Annotated in this window: 16 protein-coding genes; 14 read left to right on the plus strand and 2 right to left on the minus strand. The window is 72.7% G+C overall.

From position 1 onward, the window contains the following. Positions 1-82 precede the first annotated feature (82 nt). Together ABT008_RS23040 and ABT008_RS23045 are read right to left on the minus strand one after the other, a co-directional pair. On the minus strand, positions 83-1,102 hold the full coding sequence (locus ABT008_RS23040) for a TAXI family TRAP transporter solute-binding subunit (RefSeq protein ID WP_350698307.1): 1,020 nt from the start codon (positions 1,100-1,102) through the stop codon (positions 83-85). A 17-nt stretch (positions 1,103-1,119) separates the two neighbouring features. Then, entirely contained in the window at positions 1,120-3,189 is a 2,070-nt protein-coding gene (locus tag ABT008_RS23045; RefSeq protein WP_350698554.1) for a TRAP transporter permease, read from the minus strand. Positions 3,190-4,012: 823 nt separating this feature from the next. Here ABT008_RS23045 and ABT008_RS23050 point away from each other — a divergent pair. The 14 genes from ABT008_RS23050 (at position 4,013) to ABT008_RS23115 (ending at position 20,337) form a co-directional block, all read left to right on the plus strand. After that, entirely contained in the window at positions 4,013-5,059 is a 1,047-nt protein-coding gene (locus ABT008_RS23050) for a YihY/virulence factor BrkB family protein (protein WP_350698309.1), read from the plus strand. Between the two features lie 333 nt (positions 5,060-5,392). Then, the gene (locus ABT008_RS23055; protein ID WP_350698311.1) at positions 5,393-6,571 is read left to right on the plus strand and encodes an ROK family protein; all 1,179 of its coding nucleotides are present in this window, start codon (positions 5,393-5,395) and stop codon (positions 6,569-6,571) included. Further along, positions 6,568-8,151, plus strand: a complete 1,584-nt coding sequence (locus tag ABT008_RS23060; RefSeq protein ID WP_350698313.1) for a sugar ABC transporter ATP-binding protein — start codon at positions 6,568-6,570, stop codon at positions 8,149-8,151. The genes ABT008_RS23055 and ABT008_RS23060 overlap by 4 nt, the downstream gene beginning before the upstream one ends. Next, complete coding sequence (locus ABT008_RS23065) at positions 8,148-9,263, plus strand: ABC transporter permease (protein WP_350698315.1); 1,116 nt, start codon at positions 8,148-8,150, stop codon at positions 9,261-9,263. The genes ABT008_RS23060 and ABT008_RS23065 overlap by 4 nt, the downstream gene beginning before the upstream one ends. Before the next feature lie 103 nt (positions 9,264-9,366). Further along, entirely contained in the window at positions 9,367-10,422 is a 1,056-nt protein-coding gene (locus tag ABT008_RS23070) for a substrate-binding domain-containing protein (protein ID WP_350698317.1), read from the plus strand. Between the two features lie 54 nt (positions 10,423-10,476). Continuing rightward, positions 10,477-11,649, plus strand: a complete 1,173-nt coding sequence (locus ABT008_RS23075) for a Gfo/Idh/MocA family protein (protein ID WP_502890494.1) — start codon at positions 10,477-10,479, stop codon at positions 11,647-11,649. 469 nt (positions 11,650-12,118) lie between these two features. Further along, the gene (locus ABT008_RS23080; RefSeq protein WP_350698321.1) at positions 12,119-13,279 is read left to right on the plus strand and encodes an inositol-3-phosphate synthase; all 1,161 of its coding nucleotides are present in this window, start codon (positions 12,119-12,121) and stop codon (positions 13,277-13,279) included. After that, positions 13,263-14,141: an SCO3242 family prenyltransferase gene (locus tag ABT008_RS23085; protein ID WP_350698323.1), complete on the plus strand. Its 879-nt coding sequence runs from the start codon at positions 13,263-13,265 to the stop codon at positions 14,139-14,141. Before ABT008_RS23080 ends, ABT008_RS23085 begins: the two co-directional genes overlap by 17 nt. Beyond that, positions 14,138-15,082 carry a sugar phosphate isomerase/epimerase family protein gene (locus tag ABT008_RS23090; protein ID WP_350698324.1) on the plus strand — a complete coding sequence of 315 codons (945 nt, stop codon included), beginning with the start codon at positions 14,138-14,140 and terminating at the stop codon, positions 15,080-15,082. The genes ABT008_RS23085 and ABT008_RS23090 overlap by 4 nt, the downstream gene beginning before the upstream one ends. A 67-nt stretch (positions 15,083-15,149) precedes the next feature. Continuing rightward, a complete protein-coding gene (locus tag ABT008_RS23095) occupies positions 15,150-15,791 on the plus strand; it encodes an EboA domain-containing protein (protein ID WP_350698325.1) in 642 nt (213 codons plus the stop codon). Continuing rightward, positions 15,791-16,639 carry a TatD family hydrolase gene (locus ABT008_RS23100; RefSeq protein WP_350698326.1) on the plus strand — a complete coding sequence of 283 codons (849 nt, stop codon included), beginning with the start codon at positions 15,791-15,793 and terminating at the stop codon, positions 16,637-16,639. Before ABT008_RS23095 ends, ABT008_RS23100 begins: the two co-directional genes overlap by 1 nt. Then, positions 16,639-17,865 (plus strand): metabolite traffic protein EboE, encoded by a 1,227-nt coding sequence (eboE, locus tag ABT008_RS23105; protein WP_350698327.1) that lies wholly within the window; start codon positions 16,639-16,641, stop codon positions 17,863-17,865. The genes ABT008_RS23100 and eboE overlap by 1 nt, the downstream gene beginning before the upstream one ends. Before the next feature lie 19 nt (positions 17,866-17,884). Then, positions 17,885-19,273, plus strand: coding sequence for an alkaline phosphatase family protein (locus tag ABT008_RS23110; protein WP_350698328.1), 1,389 nt, complete (start codon positions 17,885-17,887; stop codon positions 19,271-19,273). Continuing rightward, positions 19,270-20,337, plus strand: a complete 1,068-nt coding sequence (locus tag ABT008_RS23115; RefSeq protein WP_350698329.1) for a polyprenyl synthetase family protein — start codon at positions 19,270-19,272, stop codon at positions 20,335-20,337. Before ABT008_RS23110 ends, ABT008_RS23115 begins: the two co-directional genes overlap by 4 nt. Positions 20,338-20,359 lie beyond the last annotated feature (22 nt).

Here is a 20,359-nt window from a genome sequence, read left to right on the forward strand (position 1 = left end):
TGAGGGCAGCGGCACGGGGGTCTCCCGAGGTAGTGGTGGCCGGGCCGGGCCTCCACGGAGGCACCGGCCCGGCCGGGGTCGGTCAGCTCGCGCCGAGGTCCTGCAACGCCTTGTCCGCCCCCCGGTGCAGACCGACCGGGTCGGTCTTGCGGGCGGTGTCCAGAGCGATGCCCTTGGCAGCAGGGTTGGCCTGGGCCAGCGCGTCCTTCTTCTCGAACACCGTCCGAGTGATCGCGCAGGCCACGTTGGCGTCCAGGTCCTTGCGGACGAGCAGCACGTTGGGGACCACGATGGTCGGGGTGTCCGCCACAGTGGAGTACACGTCCTTGCCGATCGTGCCGGCCTGGTACGCGGGGTTCAGTTCGCTCATCTTAGGCAGCAACGGCGTGATGTCGATGAACTTGACCTTGTCCCCCGCCGTGGTGAAGAGGTCCGTCACACCACCGGTGGGTACGCCGCCGGACCAGAAGAATCCGTCCAGGCTGCCGTCCTTGATGCCCTCGACCGTCTTGGTCAGGTCCAGACGCTGCGCCTGGACGTCGGCGGCCGGGTCGAGTCCGGCGGCCTCCAGCAGGCGGTTCGCGATGACCTCGGTGCCGGACTTGGGGGAGCCGGTGGAGATCTTCTTGCCCTTCATGTCGGCCACGGAGTTGATCCCCGCGTCGGCCCGGACGACCACCTGGGTGTAGTTGTCGTAGATCCGGGCCAGCGCCTCGACCGGCTGCGGCGCGGTGAAGGTGCCCTTGCCCTGCACCGCGTTGACGGCGGTGTCGAAGAGCGAGAACGCCACGTCGTACTGGCCGCCGACGAGCTGTTCGATGTTCTGCACCGACGCGCCGGTCTCGGCCGCCGTGCCGGTGAGTCGACCCTCGGTGCTGTTCGAGAGCTGCCCGGCCAGGGCGTTGCCGACCACGTAGTAGACGCCGGTGGCGTTGCCGGTGGCGATGCCCACCCGGGTGTTCTCGGCCACCTCGCAGGTGACGGCGTTCGCGGTGTCGTCCGTGGCGGCGGCGCCCTGACGGCCGCCGCAACCTGCGGTGCCGGCCGCGACGAGGGCGAGTGCTCCCACTCCCGCCACGAGCCGCACGTTGATCCGTCCCACTCTTGCTCCTTCCTCGGTCATGCCGGTGATCCGGCTCGCGTCCCACCGGAGGAGCCGGCGGATCCGCGTCGTACGAAAACGCCCACCGCCATGGCGCCGGCCAGTACGGCACCGATCGCGACGGGTACGGGTTGCAGCCAGAGCAGCGTGAGCCCGGCGATCGCGCCGAGCACGCGTTCCGGTGCGCCCGCCGGGCCCACCCCGGGCAGCCAGCCGCCCGCCGCCACGGCAAGCACCGCGACGCTGAGCGCGGTGACCGTCCCGGCGACGAGGATCCGTTGTGGACCACCCATGCCGAGCAGGCCGAGCCCGGTCGGGGTGACCACGAAGGCGAGCGGGATGAGGTAGGCCGGCAGCGCGTACCGCAGGGTGTGCCACATGGTCGGCACCACCCGGCCGCCGGTGATGGCTGCGGCGGCGACCGCGGCGAGCGCGGTCGGCGGCGACACCTCGGACAGCACCGCGAAGTAGAAGACGAACATCGCCGCGGCGGGGGCGCTGACGCCGAGGTCGAGCAGGGCCGGGCCGATGATCACCCAGCCGATCACGAAGGACGCGGTGACCGGGATGGCGAGTCCGAGCAGGCTCAACGCGACGGCGGCGAGCAGCGCCGTGAGCGCCAGCACCACGGCCGGGTTCGAGCTGACCGCACCGGCGGCGTCGACCAGCAGCGCGGCGGCCTGTGGCCCGAGCCCGGTCTTGGTGGTGGTGGCGGTGATGATGCCGGCCGCCGCGCAGACCACGGTGACGGCGAGGACCCCACGGGCGCCGCCGGAGAGCGCGTCGAGCAGCCGGGGCGGGGTGAGCCGGTGCTTCCGGTCCAGGTAGGAGAGCACGATCGCGAGCAGGGTGGCCAGCACCACCGCGCGGGTGGCCGACATGCCGACGGCGAGCAGACCGACGATCGCGAAGAGCGAGGCGAAGTGGTAGCCGGAGCGGGCCAGCAGCCGCCAGGCGGAGGTGGCCGGCAGGGCCGCCGCGCGTACCCCGGAGCGCCGCGCGTCGATCTCCACCGAGAGCACGATGCCGAGGTAGTAGAGCACCGTCGGCACCATCGCCCAGCCGAGCACCTGGAGGTAGGAGACGCCCAGGTACTCGGCGATGATGAACGCCGCCGCACCGAGCGTGGGCGGGGAGAGGATGGCCCCGACACCGGCCGCCGCGAGCATGCCGCCGGCCCGCTCCGCCGGGTATCCGGCGCGGCGCAGGATCGGCCAGGTGACCGCGCCGATGCTGACGGTGGTGGCCGCACCCGACCCGGAGACGGTGCCGAGCAGGAAACCGGAGGCCACTGCGGTACGGCCGGCGGCGGTGCGGGAGCGACGGAACGCCGCAGCCGACAGGTCGACGAAGAACCGACCCGCGCCGGAGCGGTCGAGCACCGCGCCATAGATGGTGAACAGCACGATGTAGGTGGCGGCCACGTCCAACGGGGTGCCGTAGAACCCGCTGTCGGAGTTGTAGAAGGCGTCCACGAGTTGCCCGAAGTCGAGCCCGGCGTGGGCCACCGCCCAGGTCTGCGGCAGCAGTCCGCCGTAGTAGCCGTAGCCGAGGAAGAGCAGGCACACCACGGGCAGGATCCAGCCGGTGGTGCGCCGGCACGCCTCCAGCAGCAGGAGCAGCAGGACGGTGCCCATCACCACGTCGGTGCCGACGAGCAGGCCCTGCCGGTCGAGGAAGGCGTCGTAGCCACCGCCACCGCCGGCCAGCGCGACCGGCAGCACCGGATAGAGGCAGGCGGCCAGCGCGGCGACGCCCAACGCCCAGTCGACCCCGCTCGGCCCGGTGCGCGGCGGCCGGGCCTGCGCCGGGGACGTGACATCCCGGTCGGTGCTCGCGTCCCGGTTGCGGCGCAGTCGGGGCAGGCGCAGGTCGGCCGGGTACGCGAGGAAGACCAGCGGGAGCACGCCGGCCAGGAAGAAGATCAGGTAGTACTTGCTGCCCTGGGCCAGCGGGCGGAACACCTGCCAGAGCGCGAGCAGTGCGACGGCCAGGGTCGCGCCGGTCAGCAGGACAGCGATCGGCCCGGTCAGCGTACGGCCGGGCTTCTCGTCCTCGAACCGGCTGGCCAGCTCCCGCGCGTCCACCTCCGGCGGCGCGTCGGTGTCCCCGGGGGCGGGACGGTCGCCGGGCGGGGCGCTCGGGTCGGTGGCGCGATCGGGGCCGGACCGTTGCCGGGGGACGGTGGCCGGAACGGTCCCGACGGTGCGCGGATCGGCCTCGGGGTCGGCCTCTGCCACGCGGGCACGGGCGCGATTGCCCTCGGGTCCGGAATCATCGGTGAATCGGATAGCCGACACGAGGGGGGACGATACGCGAATTGACACTTCGTTGGAAACATTGTCGATCATCGTTTCCCTGAGTGACTTTCATTTTGTTTCAGTCACTCCCCGCTGCGGATGTTTCAGAATCGGTTTCGCGATCCGCGCCGGACGTGCGCGTTGGTCTGTCGGGCGCTCGGAGCGGGCCCGTGTGGCCGTGCCCGTTTTCTCCTTCTTGAGGCATTCGGCTGTCATATGTTGGCGTCGAAATGACAGCGAATCCATTACTCTCCGTGCATGTGGTGACGGAGCGTGGCGGCGCCGATCGAGTGGCTCGCGGCGGTCGTGGAGGCGGTGGCGCGGGTGCCGGCGCGATGCCTGGCGCGATTCGGTCGGCGCGTCACGGTTGACAACGCGCAGCCGATGAGACGTGCCTCTCCGGCGCTGTACGCGCCATTCTCCGTACGCATTTCCCGGACCCGGACCGGATTCGCGACGGCCGGTGGCGCGGCGGGGTGGCAACGGCGCAGCGATGTGGTCGGCGGCACGACCCACCCGCCGGTCCGCGCCCAGGGCTGGTGGGTGGGGTTACCCGAGCGTGCTGGCCGGGCATGTCTCGGGCGAGAACGTCGAGGTGAGGGGAGGGGCGATGGCCTCCGAGAAGTCTTCCCGCCCGGACGGGCGCGACGCGGTGCGGCGGCCCGCCGAGGATCCCGGCAGAGGTGCGGAGCACCCGCCGGCCGACCGGGACGCGCCCGACGGGCCGACCCGCCTGTCCCGGGACGAGTGGGTGGCGGCGGCGCGGCGGACCGTACGGGAGTTCAGCTCCGACGGCCTGACCGACTGGGCCGCCGCACTCACCTACTACGGCGTGCTCTCGATCTTCCCCGGCCTGCTGGTGCTGGTGTCGCTGCTCGGACTCCTCGGCCCGGGCGCCACCCAGGGCGTGCGGGACACCATCGACCAGGCGGTGCCGGAGCAGAACATCCGCCAGATCATCGACGCGGCCATCGACCAGGCGCAGCAGAACGGCGGCCTCGCCGGTCTCGCCGCCGTGGTGGGTCTGCTGGCCGCCTTCTGGTCGGCCTCCGGCTACGTCGCCGCGTTCATGCGCGCCTCGAACCTCATCTACGACGTGCCGGAGGGGCGCCCGATCTGGAAGACCCTGCCGATCCGGGTCGGGGTCACCGCCGTGATCGGGGTGCTGCTGCTGGCCAGCGCCGTGATCGTGGTGTTCACCGGCCGGTTCGCCCAGCAGGTCGGTGACGCGATCGGAGTCGGCCGTACGGCGGTGACGGTCTGGGACTACGCCAAGTGGCCGGTGCTGCTGATCCTGGTCAGCCTGATGTTCGCCATCCTCTACTGGGCGTCGCCGAACGCCCGGCAGGGCGGCTTCCGTTGGGTCAGCCCGGGCGGGATTCTGGCGGTGGTGATCTGGCTGCTGGTCTCCGGCGTCTTCGCGCTCTACGTGGCCAACTTCGGCTCGTACAACAAGACCTACGGGGCCCTCGCCGGCGTGATCATCTTCTTGGTCTGGCTCTGGCTCAGCAACGTCGCGATCCTGTTCGGCGCCGAGTTCGACGCCGAGCTGGCACGCGGCCGGGCGATCGCGGGCGGCCTGCGGCCGGTCGACCGGGAGCCGTACGTCGAGCTGCGCGACGACCGCAAGCTGAAGGACGAGGGCGAGGCGCATTGAGGACGCCCGCTAGCTGATCAAAGGCTGCCCGGGTCCGACCGTCGGTGATCGACGGACGGGCCCGGGCTTGTCGTGCCCGGTCGGATCCGCGTCGCGCTCCGGGACGCCGGCTCACCCGGGTGGGTGTCGGCAGGCCGGCGACCACCATCTGCCACGGCACGAACCGTCTGAGCAACCCTTTTCTTGATCCACTTGAAGCTTTTGTCTGTCGGGACAAAAGTTGGCGGAATGTCGGCCGAAGATCTGGACAGGCGGCGCGGAAGGCGCCTACTGTGTCGGGCACAACACATCGGCGTTGCGTCGATGTGAATGGCATCGATGAAAGGGGTCCCGATGCGGACCGTCGAACCCCTGCACGTGCGCCTGTTGCGGTTGCTCCGCGACCAGGGGGCCGTTTCCCGAGCGGAACTGGCGGACCGCCTGGAGATACCCCGTCCCCGGCTGCTGGCAGAGCTGGAGCGTCTGGTCGGACACGGCTACGTCGCCGAGGCCGGTATGGCCGCCTCGCGGGGTGGCCGCCGCTCCACCCTGGTCGAACTGAGCCCGGACCTTCGGTTCGCGGCCGTCGACCTCGGGGCGAGCTCCATCGACGTCGAAGTGCTCAACGGTCGCCTGGAGCCCGTGGCGGCGTACGCGGAGTCGGCCGACATCCGCTCCGGCCCCAAGGTGATCCTGCACCGCGTGAACGAACTGCTGGCCAAGGCCCGGGTGGACGGCGTCTACGACCGGCTGAACGCGGTCGGCATCGGGGTGCCCGGTCCGGTCAGTTTCCGCGACGGGGTGCCGGTGTCGCCGCCGATCATGCCGGGATGGGACCGCTTTCCCGTCCGTGAGCTGCTGACCCGCGAACACGGCTGCCCGGCGGTGGTCGACAACGACGTGAACATCATGGCGATCGGGGAGCGGCACGGTGGGGTGGCGCACTCGGTCGACGACTTCCTCTTCGTCAAGATCGGCACCGGCATCGGGTGCGGGATCTATCTGAGCGGCGAGGTCTACCGGGGCACCGACGGCTGCGCCGGGGACATCGGCCACATCCAGGTGGACGGACACGGGCCGGTCTGCTCGTGCGGCAACGCCGGCTGCCTGGAGGCGCTGTTCAGCGGTGCCGCGCTGGCCAAGGACGCCACTGCGGCAGCGCGTACCGGTGCCTCGCCCGCGCTGGCCGAACGGCTGCGCGTGCAGGGGGCGGTCACCGCCCAGGACGTCGCCGCCGGTGCCGTCGAAGGGGACGTGGCCTGCATCCAGCTCATCCGCGAGGGCGGTCGACGCGTCGGCAGCGTCCTGGCCGGACTGGTGAGCTTCACCAACCCGTCGATGATCGTCATCGGCGGGGGACTCGCCCACCTGGGCCACGTACTGCTCGCCGAGATCCGCAGCGTCGTCTACCGGCGCTCCCTGCCGCTGGCCACCGGCAACCTGCCGGTCGTGCTCTCCGAGCTGGGGCCGCGTGCCGGTGTCGCGGGAGCCGCGGTGCTCGCCAGTGACCTGGCCTTCCAGGAGGCGGCATGAACAGTCAGGGTGACGTGAGCGACGCGCCGCTGGTCGAGGCCCCGGACGACACCGTCGCCGGCGAGGTGGTCCTGCGCCTGACCGACGTGGTCAAGACCTTCCCGGGCGTACGCGCGCTGGACGGCGTGCAACTGGAGGTGCGGGCCGGTGAGGTGCACTGCCTGCTCGGCCAGAACGGCGCCGGCAAGTCGACGTTGATCAAGGTGCTCGCCGGAGTGCATCGACCGGACTCGGGGCTGGTCGAATGGCGCGGAGAGCCGGTCACCTTCGCCAATCCGCAGGCCGCCATGCGGGCCGGGATCGCCACCATCTATCAGGAACTCGACCTCGTCGAGGACCTGTCGGTGGCGGAGAACGCCTTCCTGGGGCACGAGCCGCGCCGTCTCGGCTTCGTCCGTCGGGGGCAGATGGCCCGGCGTACCCGGCAGATCCTCGGCCGGCTCGGGCACGCGGAGATCCCGCCGGGCCGGATGGTGCGGGCGCTGCCCGCAGCCGGCAAGCAGGTGGTCAGCATGGCCCGCGCGCTTTCCCACGAGGCCCGGCTGATCATCATGGACGAACCGAGCGCGGTGCTCGCCCACGACGAGGTGGAGAACCTCTTCCGGATCATCCGCGAGCTGACCGCGCAGGGCATCGCGGTCATCTACATCTCACACCGGCTGGAGGAGATCCGCGAGATCGGTGACCGGGTGACCGTCCTCAAGGACGGCCGGACCACGGCCGCGAACCTGGCGGCCCGGGACACCCCGACCGGGGATTTGGTCTCCCGGATGACCGGCCGGACCATCGAGTACGTCTTCCCGGACCGTCCCGCCGACACCGGCGTCGGCGACGAGCTGCTCCAGGTCGACGGGTTGACCCGCGCCGGGGAGTTCGCCGACGTCTCGCTCTCCGTGCGGGCCGGTGAGATCGTCGGCATCGCCGGGCTGGTCGGCTCCGGCCGGTCCGAGCTGCTGGAGACCATCTACGGCGCGCGCCGGGCCGAGGCCGGCTCGGTGCGGATGTCCGGCCGGGCCCTGCGACCGGGCAGCGTCGGCGCGGCGGTCCGGGCCGGCATGGGCATGGCCCCGGAGGAACGCAAGAGCCAGGCGCTGCTGCTCGGCGAACCGATCTACCGCAACGTCACGCTGGCCACCTTCAGCCGGTACGCCCGACTCGGGTTCACCGACGTCGGGAAGGAACGCGCCGAGGCGGACCGGATCGCGGAGAACCTGGAGATGCGCCCGCGCGACGTACGCCGGGCGGTGCGCACCCTCTCCGGCGGCAACCAACAGAAGGTGGTGGTCGGGCGCTGGCTGCTCGGCGACACCAGGCTGCTGCTGCTCGACGAACCCACCCGGGGCGTGGACGTGGGCGCCCGCGCCGAGCTGTACCAGGTGATCCGGCAGCTCGCCGCCGAGGGCGTCGGGGTGCTGCTGGTCTCCAGCGAGGTACCCGAGGTGCTCGGTCTGGCCGACCGGGTGCTGGTGATGCGGGAGGGCCGGGTCGTGCGTACCGCCCCGGCGGGCGAACTCGACGAAGACACCGTGCTCGACCTCGTGATGGCGGGGTCCCTGATGGAAGGCGGAGTGCCGGCATGAGCGAGCGATCGCCCGCTACCACACAGTTGCCGGCGCAGTCGCCGCCGGTGGACCCGGCACCGACCGGGGTGACCAAGCACGATCCGTCTGGCGGGTCGAGGCGCGGGCTGTCCTTCTGGAGCGGTGAGGGCGGCGAGGGCGCCAAGCGGAACCTGGCCCTGATCGGGGTGTTGCTGGCGCTCTTCGTGATCGGTGCGGCCACCCGCTCCGACCTGTACTCCAACCCCGACTGGGTCTGGGCCAACATGCTCAGCATCCTCAAGCTCGCCTCGGTGGTCGGCGTGGTCACCGTCGGGATGACCTTCGTGATCATCGGAGGCGGCATCGACCTCTCCGTCGGCGCGATCGTCGCGCTCGCCGGGGTCTGGTGCACTACGGTCGCGACCCAGAGCTTCGGCGCCGGCGGCATGATCTTCACCGCGATCGTGGTCGGGGTGGCGGTCGGCCTGGTCAACGGGACGCTCATCGCGTACGGGCGGCTGGTGCCGTTCATCGCCACGCTGGCCATGCTGGTGGCCGCCCGGGGACTGGCCGCCGAGATCTCCGACAAGCAGACGCAGATCTCGCAGAACGGCGTCATCAACGGCATCGCCAGCAACGACCTGCTCGGCATCCCGCTGCTGGTCTACATCCTGGCCGCCGTCGTCGCCGCCGGGTGGGTGCTGCTCAACCGCACCACCTTCGGTCGGCGTACGGTCGCCGTCGGCGGCAACCCGGAGGCGGCCCGGCTGGCCGGCATCAACGTCCGGCTGCACACCCTGCTGCTCTACGCGCTCTCCGGCCTCTGCTGCGGCATCGCCGCGATCATGCTCACCGCCCAGGCCACCTCGGCCCAGGCGGCGATGGCCAACCTCTACGAGCTGGACGCGATCGCTGCCGTGATCATCGGTGGCACGCTGCTCAGCGGCGGGCGGGGCACCATCGTCGGCTCCCTGCTCGGTGTGATCATCTTCGCCACCATCACCAACCTGTTCGCGATCAACGGCCTCTCCACCGAGGCGCAGAACATGGTCAAGGGCGGCATCATCGTCGCCGCCGTCCTGATCCAGCAGGTGCAGTTCGGCACCCTCACCCAGTTCTTCCGCCGCAACAACCGGCTCACCACCGGCTGACTTCTCTCGCACTTCCGCACCACACCGGGCCACCCGAGCGAACGACGGTGGCCGGGTAGCGCACACCCAATTTCCCTCCACCACCTGACATCAGGAGGTCGTCATGACCCAGCACAGTCGCGACATGTCGCGGCGCCGGATGCTCTTCGGCGGGGCGGCCGTCGGTGCCGGCGTCCTGCTCTCCGCCTGCACCAGCAACGAGCAGGGGACGCCCACCGAGGCACAGACCAAGGCGGCCGAGGGCGGCGGCAACGCCGAGCCCGGTGAGCGGGTCACGATCGGTTTCTCCGCGCCGGCCGCCGACCACGGCTGGATCGCCGCGATCACGAACAACGCCCGGGCGCAGGCCGGCGCGTACTCCGACGTGGAGTTCAAGACGGTCGAGGCCGGTGCGGACGCGGCAGCCCAGCGGGCGGCGCTGTCCACCCTGATCTCGCAGAAGCCCGACGTGATCGTGCTGCTGCCGCACGACGGCAAGGAGCTGAACTCGTTCGGTCTGGAGGCGATGGCGGCCGGCATCCCGGTGGTCAACCTGGACCGGGCCTTCCCGGACGCCAAGGCGTACCGGTTGCAGATCAAGGGCGACAACTACGGCATGGGCGTCTCCGCCGCGACCTTCATCTACGAGCAGCTCAAGGCCAAGGGCGTGAGCAACCCGGTGATCGCCGAGATCGCCGGGATGGACGAGTTGGAGCTGACCCAGGAGCGGACGAAGGGCTTCAACGACACCCTGGCCCAGCACGGCCTGCGGGTGGCCAACCGGCGGGCGGCCCGGTTCACCGTCGACTCCGGCCAGCAGGAGACGAGCCAGTTGCTCCAGGCGCTGCCGAAGATCGACGCGGTCTGGAACCACGACGACGACCAGGGTATCGGCGTGCTGGCCGCGATCAGCCAGGCCAACCGCAACGAGTTCTTCATGGTCGGCGGCGCCGGCTCGAAGAAGGCGATGGAGGACATCCAGGCCGACAACACGGTGCTCAAGGCCACCGTGACCTACAGCCCGTCGATGGCCTCGTCGGCCATCTCGCTGGCCCGGCTGATCGGCCAGAACCGGGGCATGTCGGATCTGGTCGAGCTCCAGGTGCCCAAGGAGATCGTCCTCGCCTCCGAGACGATCACGAAGGAGAACGCGAGCGACTACCTCAAGCTCGGGTTCTGACACCACGGGGGGAGACCCACCTTGTCCACGACTGACAACCAACTGCGGGTCGGCATGGTCGGCTACGCGTTCATGGGCGCCGCGCACTCGCAGGCCTGGCGGACCGTGAATCGAGTGTTCGACCTGCCGGCGCGGGCCCGGATGGTGGCCGTCTGCGGGCGTGATCCGGGAAAGGTGGCCGACGCCGCCGACCGGCTCGGCTGGGAGGAGCACACCACGGACTGGCGGGAGCTGGTGACCCGACCCGACATCGACGTGGTCGACATCTGCACACCGGGGGACAGCCACGCCGAGATCGCCCTCGCGGCGTTGGCCGCCGGCAAGCATGTGCTGTGCGAGAAGCCGCTGGCCAACACCGTCGCCGAGGCGCGGGAGATGGCCGCCGCGGCAGCCACCGCCCAGGCCAGCGGGGCCCGCTCGATGTGCGGGTTCAACTACCGGCGGGTGCCCGCGGTGGCGCTGATGCGTCAGCTCGTCGCCGACGGGCGGCTGGGCCAGATCCGGCACGTCCGGGCCAGCTACCTGCAGGACTGGATCGTGGACCCGCAGTTCCCGCTGGTCTGGCGGTTGCAGAAGGACCAGGCGGGCTCCGGCGCGCTGGGTGACATCGGTGCGCACATCATCGACCTGACCCAGTACGTCACCGGCCAGCGGATCGCCGGGGTCAGCGCGGTCACCGAGACGTTCGTCAAGGAGCGGCCGTTGCCGTCCGGGTCGAGCGGGCTGGCGGCGCAGGCCGACGGTGCCGCCGCCACCGGACCGGTGACCGTCGACGACGCCGCGATCTTCGTGGCCCGACTCGACGGCGGCGCGCTGGCCACGTACGAGGCGACCCGGTTCGCCACCGGTCGCAAGAACGCCCTCCGGGTGGAGATCAACGGGTCGCTCGGCTCGGTCGTCTTCGACCTGGAACGCCTCAACGAGCTGGAGTTCTACGACGCCACGCGCCCGACGGCCGAGCAGGGCTTCAGCCGGATCCTGGTGACCGAGAGCGAGCACCCGTACCTGTCGGCCTGGTGGCCGCCGGGCCACATCATCGGGTACGAGCACTCCTTCACCCACCAGATGCGCGACTTCATCGAGGCGGTGGCGATCGGCGTCGACCCGTCGCCCTCGTTCGTCGAGGCGTTGCAGGTGCAACTGGTGTTGGACGCGGTGGTCCGCTCGGCCGAGCTGGGGTCCGCCTGGACCGAGGTGGAGCCGACCTTGGCGACGGTCGCCGCCTGAACCGCCTCCGGTACCGACCGGCGAGGGCCGGCCGCGGTTGCGCCCCGCGGCCGGAACGGGGTCGGTACCGGAGGTCGTGCCACCGGCCACCCGGCCCGGTGGCACGAGGAACGCGGTGCCTCCGGTGCGGCCGGACCGGGATTCCCCGGCCGCACCGGAGGACCGCCACCGGCGGCAACGTCGCCGCCGGTCGGGAGATCCCGCCGGGTACGCACCACCCGATCTTCCCCGCCTCTGGGCGGACCTGTTCGCCACGAGTCGTCCGGCCCGGTCACCGATGCCGGTGGCCGACCGGTTGCGGGGGAGGCAGGGGCGCGACGCCGACCGCCCCTGCCTGCTAGCCCCGTCCGTCCGCACCGCCCGAATGCCGGCTGGCGTCGTCGCCGCCGACCTCGACGCCAGCCGGTGAGTTTCATCGGGCGGCGCGGCGGACGGGGCGCATCCGCCCGAAGTGATCCGAAGGAGCGCCATGCGTACGGGTGTCTGGCTGGTGGGGGCGCGCGGCTCGGTCGCGACCACCAGCATCGTCGGGGCGCTCGCCCTGCGGGCCGGTCTGACCGGGCCCACCGGGTGCGTCACCGAGCTGCCCGAGCTGCGCGGCCCGGCCCTGCCGACCTTCGCCGAGCTGGTGTTCGGCGGCCACGACGTGGTCACCACGCCGCTCGCCAAACGTGCCGAGGCGCTCGCCACCGCCGGCGTGCTGCCGGTCCGCCTGGTCGCCGCGTTGACCGAGGAACTGGCTGCCGTGGAACGCGACCTGCGCCCCGCGCCGATCGGCGGCAGCCAGGCCGACCGGGCCGCCGCCACCGTCCGTGACCTCGTCGACTTCCGCGAGTGGCACGGGCTGGACCGGGTGGTGGTGGTCAACGTCGCGGCCACCGAGCCGACGCCCCGACCGCACCCCGGCCACGCCGACCCGGACGCGCTGCGGGCCGCCCTCGCCGGCCCCGACGAGGTGCTGCCACCCAGTTCCCTGTACGCGTACGCGGCGGTGACGGCGGGCTGCCCGTACGTCGACTTCACCCCGTCGACCGGGCTCCGGTTGCCGGCGTTGACCACGCTTGCCGACACGCACCGGGTGCCGTACGCGGGACACGACGGCAAGACCGGGGAGACGCTGCTCAAGTCGGTGCTCGCCCCGATGTTCGCGATGCGCCACCTCACCGTCCGGTCCTGGTCCGGACTCAACCTGCTCGGTGGCGGTGACGGTGCGACCCTCTCCGAACCGGCCGCCAACGCCGCCAAGGTCCGCAGCAAGCAGCGGGTGCTCGGCGAGACGCTCGGCTACCTGCCGCAGGGCGACACCCGCATCGAGTACGTCGAGGAACTGGGCGACTTCAAGACCGCCTGGGACCTGATCACCTTCGCCGGCTTCCTGGGCACCGGTATGCGCCTGGAGTTCACCTGGCAGGGCTGCGACTCGGCGTTGGCCGCTCCGCTCGTGCTCGACCTGGCCCGGCTCACCGCCGCAGCGCACGCCGCCGGGGTCAGCGGGCCGCTGACCGATCTCGCCTTCTTCTTCAAGGACCCGCTCGGCACCGCCACCCACTCACTCGGCGACCAGTGGACCCGGCTCGCCGCGTTCACCCGTCGCCTGCACGCCGGAGGTCGCGATGCCTCGCGTGGCTGACCTCGCCGAGCTGGTCCGGGCCCCGGCCGCGCTCTCGGTGCCCGGGGACGTGGTGGCCGGTGCCGCGGCGGCCGGTGCGCTCGGCCCGGGTACGCCCGTGCTGGCCACCGCGTCGGTGCTGCTCTATTGGGCCGGGATGGCCGCCAACGACTGGGCGGACCGGCGGCTGGACGCCGTCGAGCGCCCCGAACGCCCGATCCCCAGCGGCCGGGTCCACCCCGGACTCGCGGTCGGCCTGGCCGCCGGCCTGACCGTGGCCGGCGTCGGGCTCGCCGCGCTGGGCGGGGGCCGTCGCGCCACCGCCGTCGCGGTGCCGTTGGCCGCCGCCGTCTGGGCGTACGACCTGGCCGCCAAGAACACCGCCGCCGGGCCTGCGGTGATGGCCACCTGCCGGGGACTGGACGTCCTGCTCGGTGCCGCCGGTGGCCGACCAGCTCGGGCGTTGCCGGCGGCGCTGACCGTCGCCGCGCACACCTGGACCGTCACCGCCCTGTCCCGTCGCGAGGTCACCGGTGCCGACCGGGCGCTGCCGAGACGTACCCTCGCCGGCACCGCGCTGGTCGCAGCGAGCGCCGCGCTGCCGTCGGGCCGGGACGCTCCGACGGCCGCCGGCCGGGTGGCGGCGACGCTGCCCGGGGTGCTCGCTGGTTGGTACGCCGTCCGGTACGGCACCGCCCAGGCCCGGGTCGCCGCCGACCCGAGCGCCGGCCGGGTCCGCGCGGCCGTCGGCGCCGGGATCACCGGGCTGCCCGCGTTGCAGGGCGCGCTGACCGCGCGGGCCGGTGCCGGCCTGCTCGGGCTGGCGGTCGCCGCCGCCGCGCCGCTGGGCCGCAGGCTGGCCCGGAAGGTCTCACCGACATGACCGCCGCCGACTCCGCGAACCCGGGCGGGCTGCGTTTCGGGTACGGCACCAACGGCTTCGCCAACCACCGGCTGGACGACGCGCTGTCGGTCATCGCCGACCTCGGCTACACCGGCGTGGCGCTCACCCTCGACCACGACCACCTCGACCCGTTCGCGCCGGGGCTGGCCCGCCGGGTCGACGCCGTCGGCCGCCGACTGGCCGACCTCGGTCTGGGTCTGGTGATCGAGACCGGGGCGCGGTACCTGCTCGACCCCTGGCACAAGCACGCGCCGACGCTGCTGCACGACGACCCCGCGCTGCGGATCGAGTTCCTGCGCCGCGCGGTGGCGATCGGTGCAGACCTCGACGCCGAGGCGGTCTCGTTCTGGGCCGGTGTCCGACCCGAGTCGGTCCCACCGGCCCTCGCCTGGGATCGCCTGGTCGCCGGCTGCGCGCCGGTGGTCGCGGCGGCCGACGCCGCCGGGGTGACCCTCGGCTTCGAGCCCGAGCCGGGCATGCTGGTCGAGGACATCGCCGATTGGCGTCGCCTGTACGCGGCCCTCGGCGCCCCGCCCCGGCTGGGCATCACCCTCGACATCGGACACTGTCGCTGCCTGGAGCCGATACCGGTGCCCGACTGTGTCCGCGCGGTCGCCACGCACCTGGTCAACGTGCAGATCGACGACATGCGGCGCGGCGTGCACGAACACCTGGAGTTCGGCGCCGGCGAGATCGACTTCCCGCCGGTGCTGGCCGCCCTGCGGGAGGTCGGCTACCGGGGCCTGGTCGCGGTCGAGCTGCCCCGCCACTCGCACACCGCCCCCAGCATCGCCGCCCGCTCCCTGGACTTCCTGCACACCGCCGCGTCGACCGCCGCCGCGTCGACCGCCGCCGCGTCGACCGCCGCCGCGTCGACCGCCGGTGCGGGCGAGGCGACAGCGGTCCCGGGGGCCGCGTGACGGTGAGGCGGACTTCGGAGCGCGGAGAGTGCTGACTGGCGAAGCGGAGGAAGGGGTGCGGACGGCGATGACACCGGACGAACTGCGGGCGGCCCTGCGGGGCGTACCCGACCCGGAGTGGCTGGCGACGGCGCTGCGGCGCGTCGCGGCCGAGCCCGCCACGATCGCGCGGCTCTTTCCTGCCGCCGGTCGGCACTGTGGTCGGGCCGAGCTGCCCGACCTGCCCGGCTGGACCGCCGACGAGGCGGCTCGTGCGTTGCTGCTGACCGCCCTGATGACCGGGCACGCAGGGCAGGCCGAGCAGGCAGGGCATGTCGAGCAGGCCGGGCTCGCCGAGACGTTGTACCGGGACGGCGACGCGGCGGAGAAGCGGGCGGTGCTCAAGGCGTTGGCGCTGCTGCCGATCGGCGCGGCCGGGGTGCCGCTGCTGCACGACGCGATCCGCACCAACGACACCCGACTGGTCGCCGCCGCCCTCGGCCCCTACGCCCGTCATCTCGACCCGCCGGCCTGGCGGCAGGCGGTGCTCAAGTGCGTCTTCACCGGCGTACCGCTGGCCGTGGTGGCCGACCTCGACGCCCGCGCCGACGGGGAGCTGGCGCAGATGCTCGGCGCGTTGGCCGACGAGCGGCGGGCCGCCGGGCGGGACATGCCCGCCGACGCCGTCGCGTTGCTGGACCGGCTGACCACCCACCACAGGGAGGTGTGATGCGGATCTTCGACCCGCACATCCACATGACGTCCCGGACCACCGACGACTACGAGCGGATGGCCGCCGCGGGGGTCCGGGCGGTGGTCGAGCCGGCGTTCTGGCTCGGCCAGCCACGCACCAGCGTCGGCTCGTTCACCGACTACTTCGACTCGCTGGTCGGTTGGGAGCCGTTCCGGGCCGGGCAGTTCGGCGTACGTCACCATGCCACGATCGCGCTGAACCCGAAGGAGGCCAACGACCCGCGCTGCCGGGCGGTGCTCGACGTGCTGCCCCGCTACCTGGAGAAGGACGGCGTGGTGGCGGTCGGCGAGATCGGGTACGACTCGATGACGCCGGAGGAGGACGAGGTCTTCGCCGCCCAACTCGCGCTGGCGGTGGAGCACGAGCTGCCGGCGCTGGTGCACACCCCGCACCGGGACAAGGCCCGGGGCGTCGAGCGCACCCTCGCGGTGGTCGTCGAGTCGGGGATCGGGGCGGGGCGGGTGGTGGTCGACCACCTCAACGAGGTGACCGTCCGCGCCGTGCGGGACAGCGGGTGCTGGCTCGGGTTCTCCATCTATCCCGACACCAAGATGTCGCCGCCCCGGATGGTCGAGCTGCTCAAGGCGTACGGGACCGAGCGGGTGCTGGTCAACTCGGCCGCCGACTGGGGTCGCTCGGACCCGCTGCTGACCCGGGCCACCGGCGAGGCGATGCTGGCGGCCGGGTTCACCGACGACGACGTGGACCTGGTGCTGTGGCGCAACCCGGTGGAGTTCTACGGCCAGTCGGGACGGCTCGACCTGAGCGACGTCGACGCCGAGCCCACCTTCGCCGGCAACTCGATCCTGCGTGGCGGTGGCTGATGCGGCTGCGCCATCCCGGCGGGCGCACCGTGCACCTCGGGTACTGCACCAACGTGCACGCCGCCGAGGACCTCGCCGGCATCGTCGCCCAACTCGACCGCTACGCGGTGCCGGTCCGGGAGACGCTCGGCAGCGACCTGCTCGGCCTCGGGCTGTGGCTGGCCGCCCCGGTCGCCGCCGAACTCGCCGCCGACCCGGACGCCCGTCGTCGGTTGCGCACCGAGCTGACCGTACGCGGGCTGGAGGTGGTCACCCTCAACGGTTTCCCGTACGCGGCTTTCCAAGCGCCCGTGGTCAAGGGCGCGGTGTACCTGCCGGACTGGACCGACGCGCGGCGGCTCCGGTACACCCTGGACCTGGCCCGGGTGCTGGCCGACCTGCTGCCCGACGACGCCGTGCGGGGCTCCGTCTCGACCCTGCCGCTGGCCTGGCGTACCCCCTGGGACACCGCCCGTGCGGACGCGGCCCGGCAGCGGCTGGACCAACTCGCCGCCGGGCTCGCCACGGTGGAGCGGGATACCGGCCGGACGGTGCGGGTCGGCTTCGAGCCGGAGCCCGGCTGTGTCGTGGAGAGCAGCGCCCAGGCGGTCACCGCGCTGTCCGGGACGGACACCGAGCGGCTCGGCATCTGCCTGGACCTCGCCCACCTCGCCTGTGCCTGGGAGGAGCCGGCCGCCGCCCTCGACCGGTTGGCCGCCGCCGGGCTGCCGGTGGTGAAGGTGCAGGTCTCCGCCGCGCTGGAGGCGGCCGACCCGGTCGGCGACGCCGATGCGCTGCGCCGCTGGGTCGAGCCGCGCTTCCTGCACCAGACCCGTGCCGCGAGCTGTGCCACCGCCACCGCCAGCACCGGCCCGGCGGCCTCGTCGTCGGCGGGGGACCCGGCCGACCCGGCCTGGGCGGCCGACGACCTGGACGCGGCGCTCGACGCGGCGCTGCCCGGCCCGTGGCGGGTGCACTACCACGTGCCGTTGCACGCCCCGCCCGAGCCGCCGCTGGGCTCGACGCTGCCGGTGCTGCGCGCCGCGCTGGCCGTCCTGCTCGGCGGCGCCGACGCGGGCTGCGACCACCTCGACGTCGAGACGTACACCTGGGGGGTGCTGCCGGTCCGGCGGCGCCCGCGCACCGATGCGGAGCTGGCCGCCGGGATCGCCGCCGAACTGGCCTTCACCCGCGACGAACTGGTCGCCCTCGGGCTGACCCCGACCGAGACGGTGGCGACGCCGTGACCGACCCTGGAGGACCGTCGTGAGCCGACCCCTGGTGGTGCTGGACGTGGTGGGGCTGACCCCCCGGCTGCTGGCGCACATGCCCCGGCTGCGGGCGGTCGCCGACGCCGGTTTCCAGGCCGAGCTGGGTACGGTGCTGCCGGCGGTGACCTGCTCGGCACAGTCGACGTTCCTCACCGGGGCGCTTCCCACCGAGCACGGGATCGTCGGCAACGGGTGGTACTTCCGGGACCTCGGCGAGGTGCTGCTGTGGCGGCAGCACCACGCGCTGGTCGGCGGGGAGAAGCTGTGGCAGGCGGCCCGCCGGGCCGAGCCCGGCTACACCGTGGCGAACGTCTGCTGGTGGTACGCGATGGGCGCGGACGTGAACTGGACGGTCACGCCCCGGCCGGTCTACTACGCCGACGGCCGCAAGGAACCGGACTGCTACACCGACCCGCCCGAGCTGCACGACCGACTCACCGCGCGGCTGGGCACGTTCCCGCTGTTCACCTACTGGGGGCCGGGCGCGGGGCTGCCGTCGTCGCGGTGGATCTGCCGGGCCGCCCAGCAGATCGTCGAGGAACAGGCACCGGACCTGACCCTGGTCTACGTCCCGCATCTCGACTACGACCTGCAACGCTTCGGCCCCTCGTCGCCCCGGGCCGCTGCGGCGGCGGCCGAGTTGGACGGCGTACTCGGGCCGCTGCTGGACGCCGCGCGGGACCGCGAGGCGACCGTGGTGGTGCTCTCGGAGTACGGCATCACCGACGTGTCCCGGCCGGTCGACGTCAACCGGCTGTTGCGGGCCGAGGGGCTGTTGCGGGTCTACACGCAGGCCGGGATGGAGTACCTGGACCCGTGGACGTCGCGGGCCTTCGCGGTCGCCGATCACCAGGTCGCCCACGTGTACGTGCGGGACCCGGCGGATGTCCCGGCGGTGGCGCAGCTCTGCGCCGGGCTGCCGGGAGTGGCCGAGGTGCTCGACGCCGACGGCAAGGCGGCGTACGGGCTGGACCATCCGCGCGCCGGTGAACTGGTGCTGGTCGCCGAGCCGGACGCCTGGTTCACCTACTACTACTGGCACGACGACGCCCGCGCGCCGGACTTCGCCCGACTGGTCGAGATCCACCGCAAACCCGGGTACGACCCGGCGGAGCTGTTCTTCGACCCGGCCGCCCCGGGTGCGGCGAAGCGACGGGCCGGGGTGGCCCTGGCCCGCAAGAAGCTCGGCATGCGGTACCTGATGAGCGTGGTCGGCCTGGACGCCGGGGCCGCCGCGGTGCGTGGTTCGCACGGCCGGCTGCCCGCCGACCCCGCCGACGGGCCGGTGCTGCTCTGCTCGGACGGGTCGGCGGCGCGGGACCGGATCGCTGCCACGGAGGTGAAGGGGCTGCTGCTGCACCTGGCCGGGCTCCCGGTGCGGTGACCGTCACGGTGCCGTCCGCCGACGCGGGCGCGTTACGAGCCAGGTTCGACGCCGAGCTGACCGCGTTCCTCGACCGGCAGGACCCGGACTGGCCGGACGGCGCGCCCCGGGGCGTCTTCACCACGCTGCACCGGTTCGTGCTGGCCGGCGGGAAGCGGCTGCGTCCGCTGTTCTGCTACTGGGGCTGGCGGGGCGCCGGTGGCCCGGACGGCACGCCGATCGTGACCGCCGCCGCGGCGTTGGAGCTGTTCCACGCGTTCGCGTTGATCCACGACGACATCCTGGACGGCAGCGACCGTCGCCGGGGTGAGCCCTCGGTGCACCGGATCTTCGCCGACCTGCACGCCCGCTCGTCGTGGCGGGGCGACCCCGAGGCGTACGGGCGCAACACCGCCCTGCTCTGCGGCGACCTCTGCGCGGCCTGGTCGGACCAGATGTTCCACGAGTGCGGGCTGACCGCCGAGGCGGTGCACCGGGGGTACGGCGTCTTCGCGTTGATGCGGACCGAGGTGATCGCGGGGGAGTACCTCGACCTGGTGTCCGGAGTGGGCGACGGCTCGGTGGCCAGCGCGCTCACGGTGATCCGGATGAAGGCGGCCCGCTACACGGTGACCCGGCCGTTGCAGATCGGCGCCACCCTGGCCGGCGCGCCACCCGAACTGGTCACCGCGCTGGTCGAGTTCGGCGACCCGTTGGGGGACGCCTTCCAGCTCCGCGACGACGTGCTCGGAGTGTTCGGCGACCCGGCGGTCACCGGCAAGTCCGTGCTGGACGACCTGCGCGAGGGCAAGCCGACGGTGATGATGGCGCTCGCCCGCGCCGCCGCCGACCGGTCGCAGAGCGCCCGGTTGCGTGAGCTGTTCGGCAACCCGGACCTGGACGGTGACGGCGCCGCCGAGCTTCGCAAGATCATCGAGAGCACCGGTGCCCGGGACGAGATCGAGCGGATGATCCGGCGACGCGCCGAAGCGGCGCTGACCGTACTGGCGCACGTCCCGGTGACGCCGGAGAGCCGCGCGGCGCTGAGCGCGCTGGCCAGACAGGCGATCGATCGTCGGCACTGACCCGCCACCCCGGCAACTTTTG

It is taken from the genome of Micromonospora sp. NPDC002389 (assembly GCF_040296095.1).
GTDB lineage: Bacteria > Actinomycetota > Actinomycetes > Mycobacteriales > Micromonosporaceae > Micromonospora.